The organism is Treponema sp. OMZ 838, assembly GCF_000775995.1.
Classification (GTDB): Bacteria; Spirochaetota; Spirochaetia; order Treponematales; family Treponemataceae; genus Treponema.
Genome location: NZ_CP009227.1, coordinates 972,687 through 991,796 on the forward strand (window position 1 = coordinate 972,687; position 19,110 = coordinate 991,796).

At 46.5% G+C, this 19,110-nt stretch carries 18 protein-coding genes, 1 tRNA gene and 2 pseudogenes; 4 read left to right on the forward strand and 17 right to left on the reverse strand.

Features of this window, described 5'->3' with window-relative positions:
- Positions 1-76: 76 nt before the first annotated feature.
- From QI63_RS04350 to QI63_RS04375, 6 genes and pseudogenes are all read right to left on the reverse strand, one after another.
- On the reverse strand, positions 77-829 hold the full coding sequence (locus QI63_RS04350) for a class I SAM-dependent methyltransferase (protein WP_044014215.1): 753 nt from the start codon (positions 827-829) through the stop codon (positions 77-79).
- A gap of 48 nt (positions 830-877) precedes the next feature.
- On the reverse strand, positions 878-2,617 hold the full coding sequence (locus tag QI63_RS04355) for a tetratricopeptide repeat protein (protein WP_044014217.1): 1,740 nt from the start codon (positions 2,615-2,617) through the stop codon (positions 878-880).
- Positions 2,598-3,041, reverse strand: a complete 444-nt coding sequence (gene nusB / locus QI63_RS04360) for a transcription antitermination factor NusB (RefSeq protein WP_044014219.1) — start codon at positions 3,039-3,041, stop codon at positions 2,598-2,600. Before nusB ends, QI63_RS04355 begins: the two co-directional genes overlap by 20 nt.
- 3 nt (positions 3,042-3,044) lie before the next feature.
- The gene (locus tag QI63_RS04365; RefSeq protein WP_081984398.1) at positions 3,045-4,130 is read right to left on the reverse strand and encodes an MOSP complex formation periplasmic protein, TDE1658 family; all 1,086 of its coding nucleotides are present in this window, start codon (positions 4,128-4,130) and stop codon (positions 3,045-3,047) included.
- 73 nt (positions 4,131-4,203) lie between these two features.
- Positions 4,204-6,007: pseudogene (locus tag QI63_RS04370) on the reverse strand (alanine--tRNA ligase).
- Positions 6,008-6,178: 171 nt separating this feature from the next.
- Positions 6,179-7,054, reverse strand: a complete 876-nt coding sequence (locus tag QI63_RS04375) for a TatD family hydrolase (protein ID WP_044014223.1) — start codon at positions 7,052-7,054, stop codon at positions 6,179-6,181.
- Positions 7,055-7,096: 42 nt separating this feature from the next.
- On the opposite strand from QI63_RS04375, the gene QI63_RS04380 reads away from it, so the two are divergent.
- Together QI63_RS04380 and QI63_RS04385 are read left to right on the forward strand one after the other, a co-directional pair.
- Positions 7,097-7,182 (forward strand) — tRNA-Leu (locus QI63_RS04380).
- 177 nt (positions 7,183-7,359) lie between these two features.
- Complete coding sequence (locus QI63_RS04385) at positions 7,360-8,298, forward strand: septal ring lytic transglycosylase RlpA family protein (protein WP_044014225.1); 939 nt, start codon at positions 7,360-7,362, stop codon at positions 8,296-8,298.
- Positions 8,299-8,582: 284 nt separating this feature from the next.
- Here QI63_RS04385 and QI63_RS13120 read toward each other — a convergent pair whose 3' ends face one another.
- The 4 genes from QI63_RS13120 to QI63_RS04400 form a co-directional block, all read right to left on the reverse strand.
- Positions 8,583-8,756, reverse strand: coding sequence for a hypothetical protein (locus QI63_RS13120; RefSeq protein WP_215904704.1), 174 nt, complete (start codon positions 8,754-8,756; stop codon positions 8,583-8,585).
- Between the two features lie 235 nt (positions 8,757-8,991).
- Positions 8,992-9,669, reverse strand: coding sequence for a hypothetical protein (locus tag QI63_RS04390; RefSeq protein ID WP_044014227.1), 678 nt, complete (start codon positions 9,667-9,669; stop codon positions 8,992-8,994).
- 58 nt (positions 9,670-9,727) lie between these two features.
- Positions 9,728-11,011 (reverse strand): DUF2715 domain-containing protein, encoded by a 1,284-nt coding sequence (locus tag QI63_RS04395; RefSeq protein ID WP_044014230.1) that lies wholly within the window; start codon positions 11,009-11,011, stop codon positions 9,728-9,730.
- A gap of 45 nt (positions 11,012-11,056) precedes the next feature.
- On the reverse strand, positions 11,057-11,410 hold the full coding sequence (locus QI63_RS04400) for a hypothetical protein (protein ID WP_044014232.1): 354 nt from the start codon (positions 11,408-11,410) through the stop codon (positions 11,057-11,059).
- A 240-nt stretch (positions 11,411-11,650) separates the two neighbouring features.
- Between QI63_RS04400 and QI63_RS04405 the strand changes: the two genes are divergently transcribed.
- Together QI63_RS04405 and QI63_RS04410 are read left to right on the forward strand one after the other, a co-directional pair.
- A complete protein-coding gene (locus tag QI63_RS04405) occupies positions 11,651-11,893 on the forward strand; it encodes a DUF6364 family protein (RefSeq protein WP_044014234.1) in 243 nt (80 codons plus the stop codon).
- A complete protein-coding gene (locus QI63_RS04410; protein ID WP_044014236.1) occupies positions 11,874-12,281 on the forward strand; it encodes a PIN domain-containing protein in 408 nt (135 codons plus the stop codon). The genes QI63_RS04405 and QI63_RS04410 overlap by 20 nt, the downstream gene beginning before the upstream one ends.
- A gap of 25 nt (positions 12,282-12,306) precedes the next feature.
- Here the strand turns inward: QI63_RS04410 and QI63_RS13495 are convergent.
- The 7 genes and pseudogenes from QI63_RS13495 to QI63_RS04435 form a co-directional block, all read right to left on the reverse strand.
- A pseudogene (locus QI63_RS13495) lies at positions 12,307-12,426 on the reverse strand (antitoxin); the annotation flags it as partial.
- The gene (locus QI63_RS04415) at positions 12,425-14,329 is read right to left on the reverse strand and encodes a tetratricopeptide repeat protein (protein WP_052185476.1); all 1,905 of its coding nucleotides are present in this window, start codon (positions 14,327-14,329) and stop codon (positions 12,425-12,427) included. The pseudogene QI63_RS13495 and the gene QI63_RS04415, both read right to left, overlap by 2 nt.
- Entirely contained in the window at positions 14,326-16,311 is a 1,986-nt protein-coding gene (locus QI63_RS04420) for a transglutaminase TgpA family protein (protein WP_052185477.1), read from the reverse strand. The genes QI63_RS04415 and QI63_RS04420 overlap by 4 nt, the downstream gene beginning before the upstream one ends.
- Positions 16,295-16,819 carry a hypothetical protein gene (locus tag QI63_RS13245; protein WP_235619782.1) on the reverse strand — a complete coding sequence of 175 codons (525 nt, stop codon included), beginning with the start codon at positions 16,817-16,819 and terminating at the stop codon, positions 16,295-16,297. Before QI63_RS13245 ends, QI63_RS04420 begins: the two co-directional genes overlap by 17 nt.
- On the reverse strand, positions 16,816-17,643 hold the full coding sequence (locus QI63_RS13250; RefSeq protein ID WP_235619783.1) for a DUF58 domain-containing protein: 828 nt from the start codon (positions 17,641-17,643) through the stop codon (positions 16,816-16,818). Before QI63_RS13250 ends, QI63_RS13245 begins: the two co-directional genes overlap by 4 nt.
- Before the next feature lie 3 nt (positions 17,644-17,646).
- Positions 17,647-18,627, reverse strand: coding sequence for an AAA family ATPase (locus QI63_RS04430; protein WP_044014239.1), 981 nt, complete (start codon positions 18,625-18,627; stop codon positions 17,647-17,649).
- A gap of 66 nt (positions 18,628-18,693) precedes the next feature.
- Positions 18,694-19,050 (reverse strand): NifB/NifX family molybdenum-iron cluster-binding protein, encoded by a 357-nt coding sequence (locus tag QI63_RS04435; RefSeq protein WP_044014241.1) that lies wholly within the window; start codon positions 19,048-19,050, stop codon positions 18,694-18,696.
- Positions 19,051-19,110: the final 60 nt, after the last annotated feature.

Sequence of the window (19,110 nt, forward strand, 5' to 3'; positions counted from 1 at the left end):
GTTAAACAAAAGAACGGACGCAATACGGTCTTCGGCCTTGTCGATCGGAAAAGTCTTCTTTGTGAAATGACTTCTCTTATATACGCCCGACCAGTATCATGGTTCGGGCGCGTTCGTTATAAGGGGAGCGGTCAAAGTCGCCGTATATTTCGACGGAAGTAAAACCGGCAGACAACATAAGCTGCCGTAATTCGGTTGCGGCATAGAGACGCTGCACAAAGGTGTGGTCTGCCTTGAGCCCGTCTTTTGTGTAGAGCTGCCAATGCGAGCGTAAGCCCTCCCAGGCGCCTTCTACCGTAAAATCAGTGAGTACGGTATACCCTGCCCGCTCAAACCATTCTCCCGCAGTAAAATCCCGCACGGCTATTTCCCGCCCTACCATTTCGAGGATAAAACAGCCGCCTTTTTTTAAGGATTGCGCAATATTGCGGATAATGAGAGCATCTTCTTCAATCGTTTTGCAATAGCCGAAACTGGTATACATATTGACTGCAATATCGAAGGCGGCTGGGCGTACAAACTCCCGTAAATCCGCTTGCACCCATTCGACAGTTACATTTTCTGCAGCAGCAGCCTCTGCCGCGGCATCTAAAAACGGCTTGATAAGATCGACACCGGTAACCTGCGCCCCAAGAACGGCAAGTTCAACGGTAATACGGCCTAAACCGCACCCTGCATCAAAAATTTTTAATTTCTGCGGCGGGTGACCTGCTCCGGCAAGTGTAAAAATACCTTTAGCAACGGCGGAAGCCTCTTTCCATCGCGAAGCGTCAAACATGATAGGTGCATACTGTACCCAAAAAGCTTCATTTTCAAACCAATCGTTCATATTGATCCTCACGCGCCTCTGCTTCAGACTCACACCGCCGCTTGCGCACTATTGCGGATTGGTATCCGTACCCGTTTGTAAGAACGAATCTAAACCGGAATTCCGATTCACACTGCCGTCGGCAATCAATTTTTGTTTCAGCACATTTGCCCGATGATTTTCAGGATCAAGTTTCAGCGCCCGATTCAACAGCGCAATTGCTTCCGGCATCCCATTGCGTTCGGCATATATCCGCGCGGCTTCGTAGAGCATCTTACTCTGTGAGCGTTTATCGGAAAGGAGCTCCGCGGCGCGGGAGAAATACTTAATCGCCATATCAGGTTCATTGCGGGCATCATAGATATAGGCTTGGTCAACCGTGGCAGGAATTTTATAGCGGCTCTCCGTTTCCACCTCGGCAAAATGCTTTAGCGCCGCAGTCGAATATCCTTGCACCGCACGCCGGATACCGTTGTAGAATACATCTTCATCATGATTATCAGCCTTATCAATTCCGAAACAAGCGTTAAAATCACCTGAAGAAGCAAAGTACCAGCGTGCATACGCCTTGACCAACGGATTGTGGGGATGTGCTTCCAGAATTTTCCACATTTCTCCGTTTCCCTGTGTATAGTTTTTCGGCTGGACATAGCGGTATCGAAAGTCTTCCAGCAGGAACCGTATATCCTCACTATCGGCCGCCATTGCCCCCTCAAGCACTTGCTCCGCAGAAAGCGTAAAAGCCGAAGAAACAAACAAGTTTTTTTCCATCTCTAACGAGAAAAAATCTTTGCTTTGCAGATACTCATCCAACGGATTGTTTTGATTATGTACTGCATTAATAGCGGAACAAGCACGGACATACTGTGCAACAGCCGGATAATATCCCGGATTTTGCGAAATACAATCAATCAATACTTCGGCTTTTTCTTCTTCCGTAGCGGCAGTCATCGCTAAGTTATAAAATACTTCGCTTGAGGAATCCGTATAACGATCAACATATATGTGCCAAAAACCGCGTGCCTGCTCCATATCACCAAGTCCTGCACTTGCATCGGCAGCAAGCAAAAGGTGACGGCGGGCGTATTCAAAAGCTTTAGGATTATTTTCAGGAATACCTGCCATGTCGGCATACGCGAGCGAGTAGACTAAATCATCCAGTACCGGCTGGAAGTTTCCCATATCATAAGCCAAACATGACCAAAAATAGGGGGAACGCAGCGCTTCTTCTTTGGCGATCCGGGAACGGAGCGCGGCGGCTTGTGCAATGTCGCCTTGATGAGCAAGCATTACGGCAGCATTCTCCAAGAAAATATGTTCGCCCGTAAGCCGAAATCCCTCTTGCCAAAATGAAACGGGTGTCCGATACGTTCGTTTTGCCTTATCCGCAAGGATAAGCGCCTCCGTCCCAATACCGGTATAAGAAGTGCCGAGCAAAGATTCAGCAGCCGCGGCCGCATCTTCTATCCGATCTTCCCGTATCAGTGTATGAGTAAGAGCCGCTTTCAGCATCGGATCATCGGGATATTTTTTCAGACCTGCCTGAATTGATTGTAAGGCTTGTACGGGACTATGCAGCCGCAATTCCCGTTTTGCAATGCTTAAATACTGAATAGGAATCTGTGCTTTTTTACGTAATGCACGTAAGCTATTTAGAGCTTTTTGAGTGTTGCCTTCTTGCACAACACCGTCAATGACATTCAGTTTTTGTTGAAAAAGCTCATTTTTATCTGTTTTTGAACATGCTGCGGCAATGGCGCAGAGGAAAAGACTTCCTATAAGAAAGAGATTAGTTTTTGTCCTTTTCATAAGAGCAGTCTAAACACTCTCGTTTGATACTGTCAAGTACTGCGTTTACAAACTTGAAGGAATCATCGGTACCATACGTGCGGGCTATGGAGACTGCTTCGTTAATCACTATTCTGGGATCGGTATCTTGTTGGAAGAGAAGCGAATAAGTACCAAGCCGAAGAATCGCTTTGTCAACCAATTTAAGCCGATTAAAATCCCAGTTTTCCAAGTTTTTGGTAATGAGGCTATCGATTTTATTGATATGCTCAACAGTACCTAAAAAAAGAAGCTGCGAAAATAAAAAATCTTCGTCATGCACCTCTTTACCGGTACGTTCCTCCCAGGGAAAGAGCAATAAATCATCAGGAGGCAATGATCCTGCATCCCAGGCAAATAACGCCTGAAACGCCAGGATCCTCCCGCGTCGTCTTCCGATCGCCATTTTTTACCACGAAAGCGTTTTTTCGAGATCGGAGCCGGTTTTGAATATGACGAAATTATCAGGTTTACGGAGATCATTGGTTACCGAAACCAACGCATCGTTAAGCGCTTCATTTTGACGCTGCATGATCACCATCTGTTTTATATATTCGTAGAGACTGACATTCCCGCCGGGTTGTACGACATCACTTAAACCGAGTATTTTCGCATCTTTTTTCTCCAGAACAACAAAGCACTGGTAATTAACACCCGTTTCGGTTATCGGAGACACCTCGCCTACTTTCATGTTAAAAATCTTGAGAAGTTCTTCCATCGGAATACCGAGCTGTTCGGCTGCCAATGCGGTTTTACTGACAAACATTTCTCCAGCTTGATAAGCTGAATTCTTTTCCTGCGATTTTGTACGGATATCAGCCGTTGCCTTCGGGTTTGCCGTCAGCTTTTTCTGAATATCTTTTATCGTTTTTTCCGCAGTACTTGCTTTGTCGCCTTTCGGGGCTACCACAAGGAAAAGCTGTACTGTGTCAGGCTGCACGAAAGACTGTTTATTTACCTCATAATACGAACGGATTTGATCATCGCTCGGACTGGGAATCGATTGCAGCTCTTTTTGTTTTTTCTGCATCACATATCTTTGCGCAGTCAGTTGGGTTCGTAAAAAGCTCTTAAACTCAGCAAGGGTCATACCGTTTTGTGCTTTCATATATTCGTCAAGCGACATATTCGTTTTTTCTTTAATAAGTTTCGCAAAATCCGCTTCGGATACCTGCTGACCCAATTGATTGGATACGTATTCGGTGAAGTAATTGTTTACTTCCGAATCCATGATTTTTATCCCGTCTTTTTCAGCCGCTTGGACGATCAACCGTTCATTGATAAGACCATCCAGCGTTTGCTGCCGTTCCGGAACGGTCATCTTCCGTCCGATTTCCTTTTCTAAGGCTGAAACACGGGTTTTAAGCTGACCAAGCGTAATAGGTGTCCGACCACTGAGTTTCACCTCTGCAATAGGCAGCAGATTAGTTTGGGCAAAAACGCCGCTTATAGACAAACTTAATACAATAAACAATGTAATTACAGGTTTTTTCATCATATCCTCTTCAGGTTTTTGATATTAGTAAACAACCGAACCGCCAGTAAGTTACTTACAGATCCCGTGTGTCCTATTTTGTAAGCACCGCACGGATACGTCTAATCCCGGCCGATGACGATTGTTCTTTCTGGATTACAAACCGGCCGAGTACTCCTGTGTGTTCTACGTGAGGGCCGCCGCATACTTCTTTGGAAAAGTTCCCGATGGAGTATACTTTGACGGTATCTTCGTATTTTTCACCGAAGAGCGCCATCGCACCGGATTGTTTTGCTTCTTCAAGCGACATTATTTCCATAGTAACCGGTAAATCAGCTTGGATCTGCTCGTTGACAATGCGCTCAACTTCCGCCTTTTCTTCGGCAGTCATTGGTTGCGGATGAGAAAAGTCGAAGCGGAGCCGTTCTACCGTAATATTAGACCCTTTCTGTTCAACATGATCACCAAGAACCATTCGCAGCGCCTTATGCAAAAGATGCGTTGCCGTATGATATGCAGTGGTTTGCTCGGAATGATCGGCTAAACCGCCCTTAAAAATTTGCTCACTGCCCGCACGGGATAGTTCTTGATGCTTCTTAAAGGCCTCTTCAAATTCCGCTTTGTCAACGGTTAACCCCGATTCCCGCGCAAGCTCTTCGGTAAGCTCGATGGGAAAGCCGTACGTATCGTAGAGTTTAAAGGCAAGCCTGCCCGGGATAATTTTTTTAGCATTCTTTAACAGGTTCGGCTTCATTTTTTCATATTCCGCCTCGCCTTTTTTCAACGTTTCGAGGAAGCGTTTTTCTTCCGCCTCAAGCTCGGCAGTGATGACCGCTTCTTTTTCTTTTAATTCGGGATATGCGCCCTTGTACTGCTCAATGAACACCTTTGCCGGAGTTGCCAAAAAAGTACCTTCGATACCGAGTTTCCTGCCGTGGCGAACAGCCCGTCTGATAATACGGCGGAGTACATACCCTGCTCCGATATTGGACGGCAGCACCGCTTTCGGGTCTCCCAAGATAACGGTAGCGGCTCGCGTATGATCGCAAATGATACGGACGGATACATCTTTTTCAGCATCGCTGCCGTATTGGTAGCCGGTTATCTTTTCGATTGCGGCAATCAGCGGGGTAAAAATCTCGGTTTCGTACACGGATTTCTTGCCTTGCAGCATCGCAACGGTACGTTCAATCCCCATACCGGTATCGACACAGTGCCGCTCCAGCGTGTGATACGAACCGTCTTGTTCCTTGCGATACTGCATAAAAACATCGTTCCATATTTCGACGTATTTACCGCAGCTGCAACCCGGACGGCATTCGGCGCCGCACGCAGGCTTTCCCGTGTCGATGAACATTTCGGTGTCGGGACCGCACGGACCTGTTTCTCCTGCGGGACCCCACCAGTTATCCTCGCGGGGCAAAAAGTGAATCCGTTCTTTCGGGATACCGTGCTTTTCCCAAATCTCCGCCGATTCGGTGTCGCGCGGCACTTTGTCATCTCCTGCAAAGACCGTTACCGAAAGGAGATCGATCGGGATATTAAGGTACTGCGGACTGGTTAAAAATTCAAAACTAAACCCGATTGCTTCTTTCTTAAAATAGTCGCCGAGCGACCAGTTTCCCAACATTTCAAAAAAGGTAAGGTGAGAAGCATCGCCCACCGCGTCAATATCTCCGGTACGGATACACTTTTGATAGTCTGTTAAACGGTTTCCGGCAGGATGCGGTTCGCCCATCAAATAGGGAACAAGCGGGTGCATACCTGCGGTGGTAAACAATACGGTAGGATCATTTTCCGGAATTACCGACTTACCGGAAATTTCCACATGATTTTTGCTTTTAAAAAAATGCAATATACTTGGAACGAAGTTCGTCTGCTGTAATGTGTTTATTCATATCGTACCATAGTAAGAAAAGCGATTGAGCCTGTCAACTGTACTTTTGAAAATATGCATACCGTCTACGGCGTTGCTACACAAAAATAAATGCTCGACGTACAACAAGTACGCCTCCACTTTATTTTTGTTCGCGCCTTGTATCCGGTATCACTATTTTCAAAAGCGCTGGCTATGCAGAACGGACACGGATGTCCGGGGCTTTACACAGCAGCGAAAAAAGACGGTGGCAGTTCCGGTGCACAATTTCGCATAAGTGTTCTACCGAACACTGCCGGTATTTACTTGCAGCTTGATAGGTATATGGAATATTCAACGGGGTGTTTACCGCCCGTCTAACCGGTTGAGGGGCGAGGTACGGGGCATCCGTCTCCAATAGTAGTTTATCGTCAGGCACCATGCGTACCAGTTCCGCTATTTCAGAAGCCGTTTCCGCATTGTCAGTGTATGTGATGGTACCCGGAAATGAAAGATACCAGCCCCGCTCTAAAAAAGCTTCGGCTTCCTTCTTCCCGTACGAGAAACAGTGAATGACACCTCGATGCCAGCCTACTTCGTCGATACAACGGAGCGTCGGTTCAAAACCGTCGCGTGAATGAATAATCACAGCCAATCCGTACCGTTTGGCAAGGGCAAGCTGTTCTTTAAACAGCGTTTCTTCACCGGCGAGATTACCGGTTCCCGTACCGGTTGCTCCGGCATGGTTCCAATACCGGTCTATACCGCATTCTCCGACTGCCGTATACAACTGCCCGCTTTTGAGAATCGCTTGAATATCGGCTTCAAGCTTTTGCAATGCCTCTACCTGATGTTCAATAGCGGCACGCCCCGGCCACAATCCCGCAGAAAAATGGATAAAATCGGGTATAGAGCCGTCTTTGCCGCAAGCTGCCACAACGGTGTTATACCGTGGCGTAAAATCTCCGGCATCGGTTCCGATATCCATTATAAAAGGATACCCTTCTTCCTGCATCGCTTTCAGTATCAGCGGAAAGTGTGCCGTTTTTTGAGAAATATGATGTAAATGACAATGAGAGTCTGTAAACAATCTTGACCGCCTCTATAATTTCCGGTATAGTATATCATCTTTGCCGGAGTGGTGGAATTGGTAGACACCAGGGACTTAAAATCCCTTGACTGGTAACGGTCGTACGAGTTCAAGTCTCGTCTCCGGCAGGTTCTTACATCTCCTACCTTATTTATACACAATGTTTATATAGTCTCCCGTATCATAAAGCTTTAGGCTCAATAGAGCATATTCCCCGTTAATTCCTTAAAAATGCTTTCCTCTTTTGCACTTAATTTTTTTTCTTGTTTTCCGATATTGTCTATATGAAGCTATGGGAGGATCTTATGAGAAAATACCATGTACTGTCGGCTCTGGTGGCGGCATTGTTGTTATTGCCCCTTGGAGCGGAAGAATTACTCACAGCAGAAACTTATGCATCTTATTACGGAGAGGCTTTTAACGGCCGGCCGACGTCAAGCGGCGAAATTTTCGATATGAATGCCTATACGGCAGCCCACAAAACACTGCCGTTCGGAACTTTTCTTGAAGTAACAAATCTTGAAAATGGGAAAAAAGTGGTGGTACGCGTAAATGACCGCGGCCCATTCGTCCCAAACCGCGAGATAGATTTATCAAAAGCTGCCGCTAAATCGTTGGGAATGATTAGCCGCGGTATCACACGGGTTTCGATTAAAAAGGTTGATTCGCTTGATCATGCAGCACTCGTTGCGACAACTGATGTTTACAGCGACACACCGGCAAAATCTGCACAAAAAGAAACGCCTCTCGCCTCAGGTACGCAGCCTGAAGTAGTGCCTGTTCAGAAGGAGGCGGTGTCCGACATACCTGCTAAAGGTTCCGGGACAGCAGCAGAAGCGCAAACGGCACCGTCTAAAGTAACACAAGCACAAGCATCGCAGCCTAACACAACACAAAGACAACCGGCACCTGTAGATAAACAAACAGCAAAGCCCGACACCGTCAAAGGTGTTGCAAACCGTTCAGCTTCCGCACAACCGGAACAAGCTCCGGCTCCGGTTTATTCACAAGGTACTTCAGGCGTGTTGTGGAGAATTCAGCTGGGCGCTTTTGCACGGGAAGAAAATGCGCTGCGGCTTGTTGTCCAACTGAGAAAAGCAGGATTCGACCCTGCGTATGAGCGTACTGAAAAATCGGTACGGGTTGTTCTTCCGGGCATACAGCCTGACGATCTTGAAAAAGTAAAAGAAGCACTGGCAAATCATTCCTTCACCGACTACGTAATCAGACAGGAAAGCTGGTAAGCCGGTTTTTTTATCAAAGTAAATGTATTAGATAAATCGACAACTCCGAGACGCAAGGTGCAGGGGTTGTCGATTGCTATATGCTATACCTATCATTAGTGATGAGTGTTGCATCATTTCTTCTTGCTAATATGGCATAATACATCTATTACTTGTTGCGCTATAGTTCTATTTTCGGCTTTTGCAACGTATGAAATTTTTCTATAAATATCTTCAGGACATTCTCTGACTTGCAATAAAGGCATACCCCCCCTCATTGCATACAACTTACAGCCATTTGTATGTTATATCAAGTAATTGCGGGCTTTGTTTATTTCTTTAAATTCTCCACACGGCAACTTGTTCATACAGGGAATGTTTTTGTCTGATTTATTTAATTCCTTTAATCTTTCATTTAAACATATCTCATGTTTAATGCCATCTACAACTTCAGTTTTGCAATATTTGCAATTATTCATAGATTCTTCCTCCTAAGTATAAAAAAATTTCCCTTAGTTCAGTAAGCACTGAACTAAATTTTATAAGAAAAATATATTGGATGATTATTTCTTGCAACACAAACACACCAGAAGCGATATTTACCCAACATCCGTTTAAAATACCAACCCTCGTCATGTTTCTGTTAAGCTGTACCCAAAATCCGAAGCAATAGATTCCCTTGCGGTTTAATTCGAGAATACAGCCATATTACGACTATTGCGCATTAAAATCGAACACGTAGATGTTCTGATAATAATAAAGCTTACCATCGTCCCACCAGTACAGGTCGCCGTTTTGCAGCGGAGCGATTTCGTATACAACAACGGCATTTTTAAAATTGCTGCCGGTCGAGTACGGATGTTTGCGCTGCTGCTGGTAAAACAGATTGACCAGCGTATTGCCGTTTGCGCCGTCGTTTTGGGTTTCCGATTGCGGGAACCACATGCGGTATGACTGGTCGTATGCAAGTTTGATGTTTGCCGAATGTATGACAAAACTGAAATAATCGGGCATATTGGAGGTGTCAATTTGCTCACCTTTCCCGAATGTACCGGTTTTACCGGATATTTTTCCTCGTCTTGCAGTTATAATGTAAGTTTCTGATGAATCACCAACATTAGTTTCTAAACTATTCAGATACTCTGCCTGCCGCTTCTGCTCGTTTGCGCGGCGTTCAATATACAGGCAGTTTAGGCGGGTTCCGGCATACACTGCTTTAACCGACTGTCCGTTATAGGTATAGTACTTGTAATTGTCATGATCGAGCCGTGCCATATCAATGGTCGGTACCGCCGCCTCTACAATCCCTTTCCAAAAACTGATACATCCGTTCAACGTTAAACCCAATGCCGCAAGTGCTGCCATCATCATCCATTTTTTCAGCGTTTTCATGTGTGCTATGCTCCTTTGTGTAAAAATTTTATGGCGTTTTAGTATAATTATTTCTTTCCTACCTTCGCTTATTCTGCAATTCACGGATTTTTTCGTTTAGTCCTTTCTGACCGGGAATTCTGATTGTCGGACCGATTTTTACTGCAAAATTCATACTGATAGGATGGAACATTGATGCCCTCAGAAAGAATGCGGAAGCACTATCAACAGGCATTTCAGAAGAAGTAATGAAGGAACCTATACCAAATGTCCCCATACCGGAAATGCTGATCCCGACGCTGCGGGTAAAATAATATTTAATATCCAAATCGATCGGTACGGTAAAAGAGATAAATGATGACTTGCCGAATATGCTGGCAGAAAGCCCGATGCCACCGGCGGGTGTCAGATAAAAATCTTTTACATTAAAGGTATAGCCGATGAGTAGATGTGCAGATAAAACCGATGAAAAGGCCGTATACGGTTCTCCCCATTGCGCACGAGAAGTGTTCTTTTCGGTTATTTTACCGCCTATTGCCCAATCTGCACCTATCATATATGACCAGCGGGTGGGAGGCCGTGCAACTTGCAACCAGTTTATACCGAATGTAAATTGATCTGATTTTCGAGCGGTGGTATCGACTCCATAGTAAGAATAATTGTAGCCTATAGAAGGCGTAAGCAAGAGAACGCTATTACCGGTTAATAAATCCGGCATCGGATAATTGCTTCTCATTTCCCAATTAGGGAGATGTCCGTTTTTGACAACATAGTTAAACAGCTCCATATTGGCAGGGCTGACAAAGCGTCCTTCTTTGCCATATGCGTTCCATTCATCAATATCCATAACTATATTATCAGGATGTGTATTGATCCGTTTTATAAAAAGCCCATTTTCAGAAAGCTCCCAACCGTGCTGTGCAACAAAATACACAGTTCCTTCTCCGCTTTGCGGTTCAACATCAACGGCATGACCGCGGACATTCAGTTGATTATATGCATGGCGCAAAGTAGGATTACCGACCAGCTTACAGTCAATGTTATAATACTTACACAGCGCATAAAAAAGGAGGGCATAGTCCTGACAGTCCACGAATTTATCGGAGTTCATGTTATTGACAGTTTTGACTGTACGGAAATACTGCGCTGCTTGCGGATCATTTGTACCGGAGGGATTATTGTACTCGAGCACTTCGGCAATATATGGGAGAATTTTATCTTCTATAATATTATGCTCTTTTATTACTTTCGGACTATCAATAAGAAAAGCTCCGCGTCTATCCACGGTCATACAAGAAACTGCCAAAAAGCAATATATCACTACGAATGCAGACATCATTATCCTTGTTTTAAGTGTTTTCATGTATGTGGTTATGCTCCTTTGTGTAAAAATTTTACGGCATTTTTATTACCTGAGATTATTAAGCCAGTAGCGGCTTATCATGACCTGTACATATTGCCCGTTCCGAGTGCGGGTTATAAAAGAAAAGATATTCGGATCATCCTCATTGTATGCCCATGCATATTTATGCTGTTTAATTATTTCTCGCGTTTCAATACGTACCCAGCCGGGCGGTACGATAGTACAAGTAATACCGCTGCTTATTCCCATTTGCAAAAGTGCCTCTTTTTCAATTTCCGAAAGTTCTATAAACCATTGAGGAAATGGCGGCGGCATCCAGTTACTTTTAGTTCCTTGACCATACCCAGTTGCACAAAAAACAGTCAGCGCGACAAATATTGACAGTAATATTTTTTTCATATTTTTCTCCTTTCAGAATACTTTCTTCCATAACTACCCCCCCCCCCCAAAAAAAAAAAAACGTACAAGAGGAAAATTCAAGATAGGCAGGGCAAATATAACGGAAATACTTAAAGCAGACGTATTCTTTCTATATGAAATTTCGGAGGTGTAAGGGGAGCAGCAGTAAGGTTAGCGAGAAAGTTTGATTCCTTGACAATTATTACGTGTATTATTATATTTTATACGTAGGAGAAGGCTATGCAAAAAAAACTGACACTTAATATCGATGATGAACTCATTAACTTCGCTCATACATATTCCCGTCAAAACGGTTTATCCATTTCGAAGCTATTTGAACAGTATTTAAGCAAATTAAAAACAAATAATCAAACACAGCCGCTCCAGTCAAAAGTGCAGGCTTTATACGGAATCTTTCATAACTCACCCATTCCGGATAAAAACGAATTAAGGCAAATATTCAATGAAAAAAGTACTCATTGATTTAAATATCATTCTTGATTTTTTAAACAAACAAAATTTTCATCAAGAAGCGGCGCGACTCATTAATATGTGCGCTGAAAGTGTATTAACGGGGTACATTTGTGCACATGAAGTTACAACATTATCATATTTTTTATTCAAAGAACAAAAAGATAAGAATAAAGTAGTAACTACTATTTCAACATTGTTTGATATTTTTCAGATTATTCCAATTGATGAAACAATACTGAAAGCTTCATTACTATCACCAATAACGGATTATGAAGACGCAGTAATCGAAGTCAGTGCCGTTAAATTCAATATTGATTATATACTTTCCCGTAATATTTCCGATTTTAAATTATCACGCATTCCGACATACACACCTGAACAGTTCTTTTTATTGTGATAGGGAATGGATATGCCAGCACCGTCTATTCCCGAAATGCAACTTCCAAGTGTCTTTTTTCTTTTACACAATCCTTTAGATAATAATTAATTATATTCTGATACGGCATACCTGTTTCCTCTGCCATATTTTTAAAATAATTATTAATTTGTACCTCTATTCACCTCAACTCTAAACAGTCGCTCAGCGAAACGGTTGACGCAGGCAGCTGCCTCATGTTTATCGGAAACGGGAGCGGGATGCTTATAGCGGAAATAGATACTGCCGTCTTGGCCGATAAGACTGAGCCGGATGCTGCTTTCGGTACAGACTGCCGTGACGGAAAACGGCGCGTGTGCGGAAACCGTAAATAACGATTTGTTTAAAGCGGCTGCAAGGCGTTTCTCGGTTCGTTTGCTAAAGCGTTCGTCTGCATCGGTACAGGTCAGCGTAACCGGCAGCCGTATCCAATGTTCGGGAAAGCAGGCGGGATTACTTTGCAGCAGCTCTTGATAGAGCGCTGTTTTCAGTTCAGTGTTTCTTGTGCAGAGTATCAGCGCCGCAGCAGCTTGTTCCCGCAGTTCTTTCTCCCACACCGGGTCGAGGGCAACCAATGCTTCCCGCAGCAGTTGTTCATCGCGGAGCAGGATACCTTTTTCGGCAATGTATGACGGACGCGCCTGCGGAATAACCGACGTTTCCAGCGCCTCCGCACGGCGTAAATACCGCCGCGCCTTAAACGGTACCGACTGAAATGCTCGATAATAGAAGCTGTTTTTATACAAACCGTGCGTATTGCCGTCCGTATCCGCTATCGTGTATTCCTTTGCCAATTTCAAATTATGGATACTAAAAGCTGCTCGATAATATCGAATCAAAGCGGAATACTTTGTAAGATTTTTAGACCGAACAAAAAAATCCTTGGCGCTTTCAGGTATCCGCATCTTTTCCGCCGCATATTTTTTTTCGTATAACGTCTGATACAGGCCGTACAGCTCAGTATAAAACTGCGCGGTACTCATCCCGAAGTTCGCAATCCACGAATAGTCGGTAACCCGCTCGATCTGTGTAATATAGCGTTCCGCTTGCTCCCAATGCCCCATCCGCAGATAGATTTTTGCAAGATTGATCAGCGGCAGCGGCGTATAATTATCTTTTGTCGATTGCGCATAATAGGCAATCGCGCGGTCAAAATTATTTTTCCGCTCTTCAAGCTCTCCGAGAATCAAATATCCCGATGAGCGTGAAAAATAGTCGGAAGCATTGCGGGCATCTTCTTCAGCTTGATCAAAATGATAGAATTCGGTTTCCAAGATCGCCTTGTTGTAGGAATACACCGAGGCCGAGTACAGCGAATCGTTTTGCAGTGCGAGTTCAATGCCCTTCCGGTAATAGAGCGCCGCATTCCGATAGTCGAAGAGTTCGCCGTACAAATTTCCGAGCGCGTTCGCAATACAGCCGTCATCGCCGTAGCTGCTGCGGGCATCGAGCATCGCTTTAATCCCCTCATCGGTTCGGTGTGTTTTAAAACAGAGCCATCCGTATGTTGACCATCCGAAAATATCGGTAGGATTATACGAAAGATATTCGTGCAAAAGACCGCGCGCCTCTTCTGCTTTATTCAATGACGCTGCTGCACTCGCTGCACCGTACAGGAGTTTGATGTTGTATCGGTTGATACGCAGGCCTTCGGTAAAGCGGCGGTATGCCGGTTCATACAGTCCGTTGCTAAAATACATATCGCCGAGCTTGAGTTGGAAAAGCTCATTTGCCGGGTATCGTGCGATACCTTCTTCGAGCAACGCAGCAGCGGTATCCCAGTTTTCCGCTTGCACCGCCGCGTCCGCTTTTTGCAGCAGCTCATCAGCGTTCGATGTGCTTGATGCAGAGAAAAGATGTAATGGTAATAGAAACAAAAACACCACGAGGAGCAGCCCGTTACCGCGTTTACCATCAGCCTGTGTTCTGTGCATATCAACCTTATCATCTCGCTTATTCTGCTGTGTGCCCATATCGTTCGGAATGTCGTGTGTATCGGTCTGCCAATTTTTTCGGTATTGTGCTTTCATTTGCCGTCCCTCCGACTTCGATTCCAAGCGTTTTTTCCTTGCTTTTTCTCCAAGCGGTAGAGCTGCTTTGCAGTCGCAACATCTTCGTCGGTACAGGACGGCGCAAACTTTGCTTTTTGAGTGAGTGCGTAAAAGGCATCGCTCGGATGCTTGTGCAGCCGTTTCAGCGTGAGAATGATTTTCCGGTTATTCCGTGAATACCTGATAATCAGATACGGATAGGCACGGAAGGCGCCGTACAAGAGAATCACAACGAGCACAGCAATGCAGAATAGTATTCCGCGGTGTATTTTAAAGAACTGCGAAACACGTTGAGCAACGGTTTGGGCTTCTGCCGCCGAAAGCGTTCCGCCGTGCCTGATACGGAGCGCCGAGCGGTTTAATAGGATTTCGTCGAGGAGCTGCGTAAATTGATCCCCGCCTGCCTGAAAAGAAAAATCGAGCGATTCACCGTCCGCAAGCTGTTCGGTGGTCGGGTCTATGTCCACCCAGCCGAGATACGGGAAAAAGACTTCCACCCACGCATGAGCCATATTCGCCCGTACCGGATAATAATTGAGGATGCCCGATTCAGGCTGTAGAAAAAAACCGGCAGCGAGCCGCGCAGGGATGCCGAGACTGCGGAGCATGAGGCAGTACGCAAAGGCGAAGTACGAGCAATAACCTTTTTTCGATTCGGTTACAAAATACCGGAGCTGATCGCCGTCGGGAGCCTGCCCGGGACGAAGCGAATACCGATACTCGCCCTCGCGGAAATATTCGAGCAAGGCGTAGACCTTATCATAGTAGAGCGCAAAGGGGGCGGTAATCGATTCCGCGATAGGAAAGAGCAGCGCCTTTGTGCCGGAATCTACGGACGTATAAAAACGCAAGGCTTCCGCCGAAAGCCCCTCAGCCGGATTTCCCGACGGAGGCTCCGCCGTAATAAGGTCGAGCGGCACACCGTGCAGCACCTCGCTTTCCACCTTGTAAGCGCCTTTAAAGCTCACCGTGTCCCAAACCGTATACGGCGTTACCGACAGCGGATAATCGAGCGCGACCAGGGAGTTGGGATCAAGGTTGACGGTAAATATTTCCTGACTGACCCGCTCGCGGCACAGGAAAGATTGATGCGGAAGTTCCGCCGGTTGCTGAGTAATCCGCAGCGGCTGCTCCGGTTCGCCGGGCGCCGACTTTTCATAAAATCCTTTTTGCGGACTCCAGCCCGACAAGTACATACGGCGGAACAAGTGTGAATCATATTCCTGATCAACATGCACCACCATCACCAGATTGGTGTTCATTTTTACTTCATCCTGCAACTGCAAAAACTGAGAAAAATCAAACTCGAAAAGCTTTTGTTCGAGCAGTCCGCCGTTATTGCCGACGGAGCCTTTATTAAATGTCCTGATGAGGAGCGCAAGTAAAACCGCCGTTAACCCGATAAAGATGAGTGCAAACGTTGCGAACCGTCTACGTTTTAAAAACGGAATGCAGAGCAAGGCTGTTTGAAGCAGCATGAAAACACCGGCAAAGCCCGCCGCAAAGAGCGGATTGGAAAAAGCTGTCAGACGATAGTGCTGCTGTGGAAAAAACAGCAGGGAGAACACGAGAATAGCAGTAAGCGGTTCATAACGCCGCCACCGCTCGGTAGAAATGAACAGCGCTGTTGAGGTAACGCTGATGAAGGCGGTTAGCGCAAGTAAGCCGAATATCAGCTTGATGCGCAAAAAGAGGGTGTCCGCAATAAGCTGCGGTATCAACGCGAGCAAGCCGAGAACACATACAGGGATAAGCAGCGCAGCGGAAAAGCCGATAATCACTGCCGCTTCCGCACGAATTCTCTTTCTATGCAGAAAGTGAATTACCGCCGTGCAGCAAAGCCCCCATACCGGCAGCGCCGCTGCGGGCAGAATACCGGCAAGATAGCGGTACGGTACCGAAAGGAGCAGCAGGAGTGAACATACACGGAGCACGACGGCAGGTTTAGAGTAGTTCTGCATGGCAATTTCCTGCGGTAAAGATACGGAGTTCCCGTTCGGCAGCTTCCTGCACCTTTCGATAAAAAGCATCCTGCCGTGCGGAAGCGGTGGAAGCATACAGCAGCCGGTGTATGTACGTCTTGCTTAAAGTACGATGCCGTAGCTCATCGGCCTGCATAAAGTCTTCCGATGCCGGTGGCGCGGCAAGACAAAAAAACGTTTCAACGTTGGTTATACCTTCTGCACGCGGCGGGCGAAACGGCGCAGAGGCTGCATTGCGAGGGACGCCACCGGTCGGCATATAACAGTATAACAATCCCCCGCCGTCCGGTACTGCATTAAAGACTTCCGCCGCGTCGGGAAGCGCTTCCGGTGAAGCACGGAGCGCCGGTATGGCTAGCAGATTTTGTATCTGCGCAGCAGCAGCGGACGCTTCTTCCGTTATTTCGTACCGCTGCAAGGACTGCTGCGGATAATCATATAATAGAAGAGAGCATTGGATTCCGGCATTGAGCAGCTCTATAATCACGCCGGAAAGACGGCCGATAAAGGCGTTAAAAATGGAGGCAACCCAAGCCCGTTCTTTTTTTTCACGTACACCGGCTCTTCTATATATATCGTTAAGCGCTTAACCGGCGGCGGTTCAAAAGCGCCAAGCTTTATGGAAAGCGTATTGGTGTGTGCATAGAGCTTCCAGTGAATTTTCCGCGGATCGTCGCTGGGAAAATACGGACGGGATTCATAGAGTTCATTCGTGCGCTCTTGCGACGGAAGGTCGTTTACGGCACGGGAACGAAGACCGGGAAATACCGTTTTTTGCGGCGGAAGCACCGGCTGTACTACGATGTAGGGCACGGACAGACAAGGCGGCTGTGTATACGCCGCGGCAAAAAAACCGGCAAAGTCCCGGATATTGAGATACAGCCGTTTATAAAAGTACCGTCCGCGGGTTAGATTTTCAGGATGATATTTTGTTTGTATTCCCTGCAATGGGATGCAAAGACGTGCGGCCGTTTCTGCGGTAGGTTCAGGTGATAGCGAAAACTCAATGGTATAAAAGGCTGCGGTTCCGGGAACACAAGGCGGGAAGGTCTTTGCAGATTCGGACTGAGCCGTTTTGGAACAGGCGGGAGTAACCGTAAAGCCGCCGCCGTCTGAGGCAAAATCAGGTTCTTCCGATTTCCAACACAGGGCGGTAACCGCTACAGCAGCGGCAGCGAAACCGGCATAGAGCGCAAGTAACCCGCCGCATACCGCGCTTAAAAGCTCTCCGCGGAGCAAGCCGCTTATTAAGAACAGCGCGCCCATCACGGTGTATACTGCGCCGTGCCTCGTCATCCGTATCCGCATCATGCCTTATTGTGCCTCAGCCGGTTTTGTCCAATCCGTTTGTTTGTCGGCGGTGCGGATAACCGCTTCGGTAATGCTGCTGATGAGTTCCGAAGCCGAGCCGTCGCCGGTTTTTATCAAGCACCGGTGAGCAAGTACGAGGGAGCTAAGTGTGCGGATATCTCCGTCCTCAACCCAATTGCGTCCGTTGACAAGCGCAAAGGTGCGGGCGAGGTACAGCAAATGCAAACCGGCACGAGGCGATGTGCCGAGCTTAAACGCAGGATGAGCACGGGTCTCTTTTCCGATTCGAGCGATTATCTTTTCGAGTACGGGATGCACAAATACCTGCCGCTGCTCTTCCCGCGAAGCCGCGATATCCTGTATGGAAACAACCGGTATAACCGGCTCAGATTCTGCAGCGGGAAGGTGCGTTTGTTCATGCAGCAATTCGGTTTCCGCTTCTTCATCGGGGTAGCCGATTGACAGGCATATACTGAACCGGTCTAACTGAGCAGCGGGAAGCGGATAGGTGCCTAAGCTTTCCACAGGGTTTTGCGTAGCCGCCGTAAAAAAGTAAGGACTTAACGGACGGGTTACCGTACCGGCAGTTACCTGCCGCTCGGCCATCGCTTCCAGCAAGGCGGACTGTACCTTCGGCGGGGTGCGGTTCAGCTCATCTGCAAGCAGGATATCCGCGAACACCGGGCCTTCCATAAATTCAAAGGTATTCAGCCCTGCATTAAAGACTTCCACGCCGGTGATGTCGTAGGGCAAAAGGTCGGGGGTGCATTGGATACGCCTGAACCGCGCCGGCTGCCCGTCTTTTTCGATGAGTGCTGCAAATGTTTTTACCAGTGTGGTTTTTCCGACGCCCGGCACATCCTCTAAAAGAACATGCCCGCCGGTCAGATATGCGGTAATAAAAAGACGGAGGACATCCTTCTTCCCTTTAATCGCTTTTTCCAGTGCGGAAAGAAGCCGTTCCGCCGTTTTTTCGGTATTCATAGCGGAGATTATAGCATAGTATGCGGAACACCTCAACTTTATAAAAAGGAGTACTGTCCTATCCTATTAGTGATGATGTTCCCCATGATGATTGCATTGAGCATTCGGATCATCCTGTAATGTGCCTGCTAAAAAAGCTGCGACAGCTTCATCCGGGGAGCCGGTAATTCCTGCCAGCTGATGAATCCCGGCGTTGTTCAGCGCATCAATCGCACCCTGTCCGCGGTTTCCTAAGATGAGCGTTTCAACTCCAAGGCTTTTAAGATAGGTTGGCAAATCGTGATGCCCGAAACCGCCGTTATCGATTACTTCAGTTTTCGTTACTTTTCCGGCTTCAATTGTATAAACCTTAAAATGCTCTGTTTTTCCAAAATGCTGGAAAATTGAATTCGTTAAAATATCATAAGTCGCTGCGATTTTCATATTGATTGAGTATACCATAATTATTGAGGGCTGTCTAAAGGTTGCATGACGGATCTCTAT

What these genes read in the sequence shown, in the direction of transcription:
- QI63_RS04350 (WP_044014215.1), bottom strand. Translation starts at nt 829, where the DNA reads ATGAACGATTGGTTTGAAAATGAAGCTTTTTGGGTACAGTATGCACCT.
- QI63_RS04355 (WP_044014217.1), bottom strand. Translation starts at nt 2,617, where the DNA reads ATGAAAAGGACAAAAACTAATCTCTTTCTTATAGGAAGTCTTTTCCTC.
- nusB (WP_044014219.1), bottom strand. Translation starts at nt 3,041, where the DNA reads ATGGCGATCGGAAGACGACGCGGGAGGATCCTGGCGTTTCAGGCGTTA.
- QI63_RS04365 (WP_081984398.1), bottom strand. Translation starts at nt 4,130, where the DNA reads ATGAAAAAACCTGTAATTACATTGTTTATTGTATTAAGTTTGTCTATA.
- QI63_RS04385 (WP_044014225.1), top strand. Translation starts at nt 7,360, where the DNA reads ATGAGAAAATACCATGTACTGTCGGCTCTGGTGGCGGCATTGTTGTTA.
- QI63_RS13120 (WP_215904704.1), bottom strand. Translation starts at nt 8,756, where the DNA reads ATGAATAATTGCAAATATTGCAAAACTGAAGTTGTAGATGGCATTAAA.
- QI63_RS04390 (WP_044014227.1), bottom strand. Translation starts at nt 9,669, where the DNA reads ATGAAAACGCTGAAAAAATGGATGATGATGGCAGCACTTGCGGCATTG.
- QI63_RS04395 (WP_044014230.1), bottom strand. Translation starts at nt 11,011, where the DNA reads ATGAAAACACTTAAAACAAGGATAATGATGTCTGCATTCGTAGTGATA.
- QI63_RS04400 (WP_044014232.1), bottom strand. Translation starts at nt 11,410, where the DNA reads ATGAAAAAAATATTACTGTCAATATTTGTCGCGCTGACTGTTTTTTGT.
- QI63_RS04405 (WP_044014234.1), top strand. Translation starts at nt 11,651, where the DNA reads ATGCAAAAAAAACTGACACTTAATATCGATGATGAACTCATTAACTTC.
- QI63_RS04410 (WP_044014236.1), top strand. Translation starts at nt 11,874, where the DNA reads ATGAAAAAAGTACTCATTGATTTAAATATCATTCTTGATTTTTTAAAC.
- QI63_RS04415 (WP_052185476.1), bottom strand. Translation starts at nt 14,329, where the DNA reads ATGAAAGCACAATACCGAAAAAATTGGCAGACCGATACACACGACATT.
- QI63_RS04420 (WP_052185477.1), bottom strand. Translation starts at nt 16,311, where the DNA reads ATGCAGAACTACTCTAAACCTGCCGTCGTGCTCCGTGTATGTTCACTC.
- QI63_RS13250 (WP_235619783.1), bottom strand. Translation starts at nt 17,643, where the DNA reads ATGATGCGGATACGGATGACGAGGCACGGCGCAGTATACACCGTGATG.
- QI63_RS04430 (WP_044014239.1), bottom strand. Translation starts at nt 18,627, where the DNA reads ATGAATACCGAAAAAACGGCGGAACGGCTTCTTTCCGCACTGGAAAAA.
- QI63_RS04435 (WP_044014241.1), bottom strand. Translation starts at nt 19,050, where the DNA reads ATGAAAATCGCAGCGACTTATGATATTTTAACGAATTCAATTTTCCAG.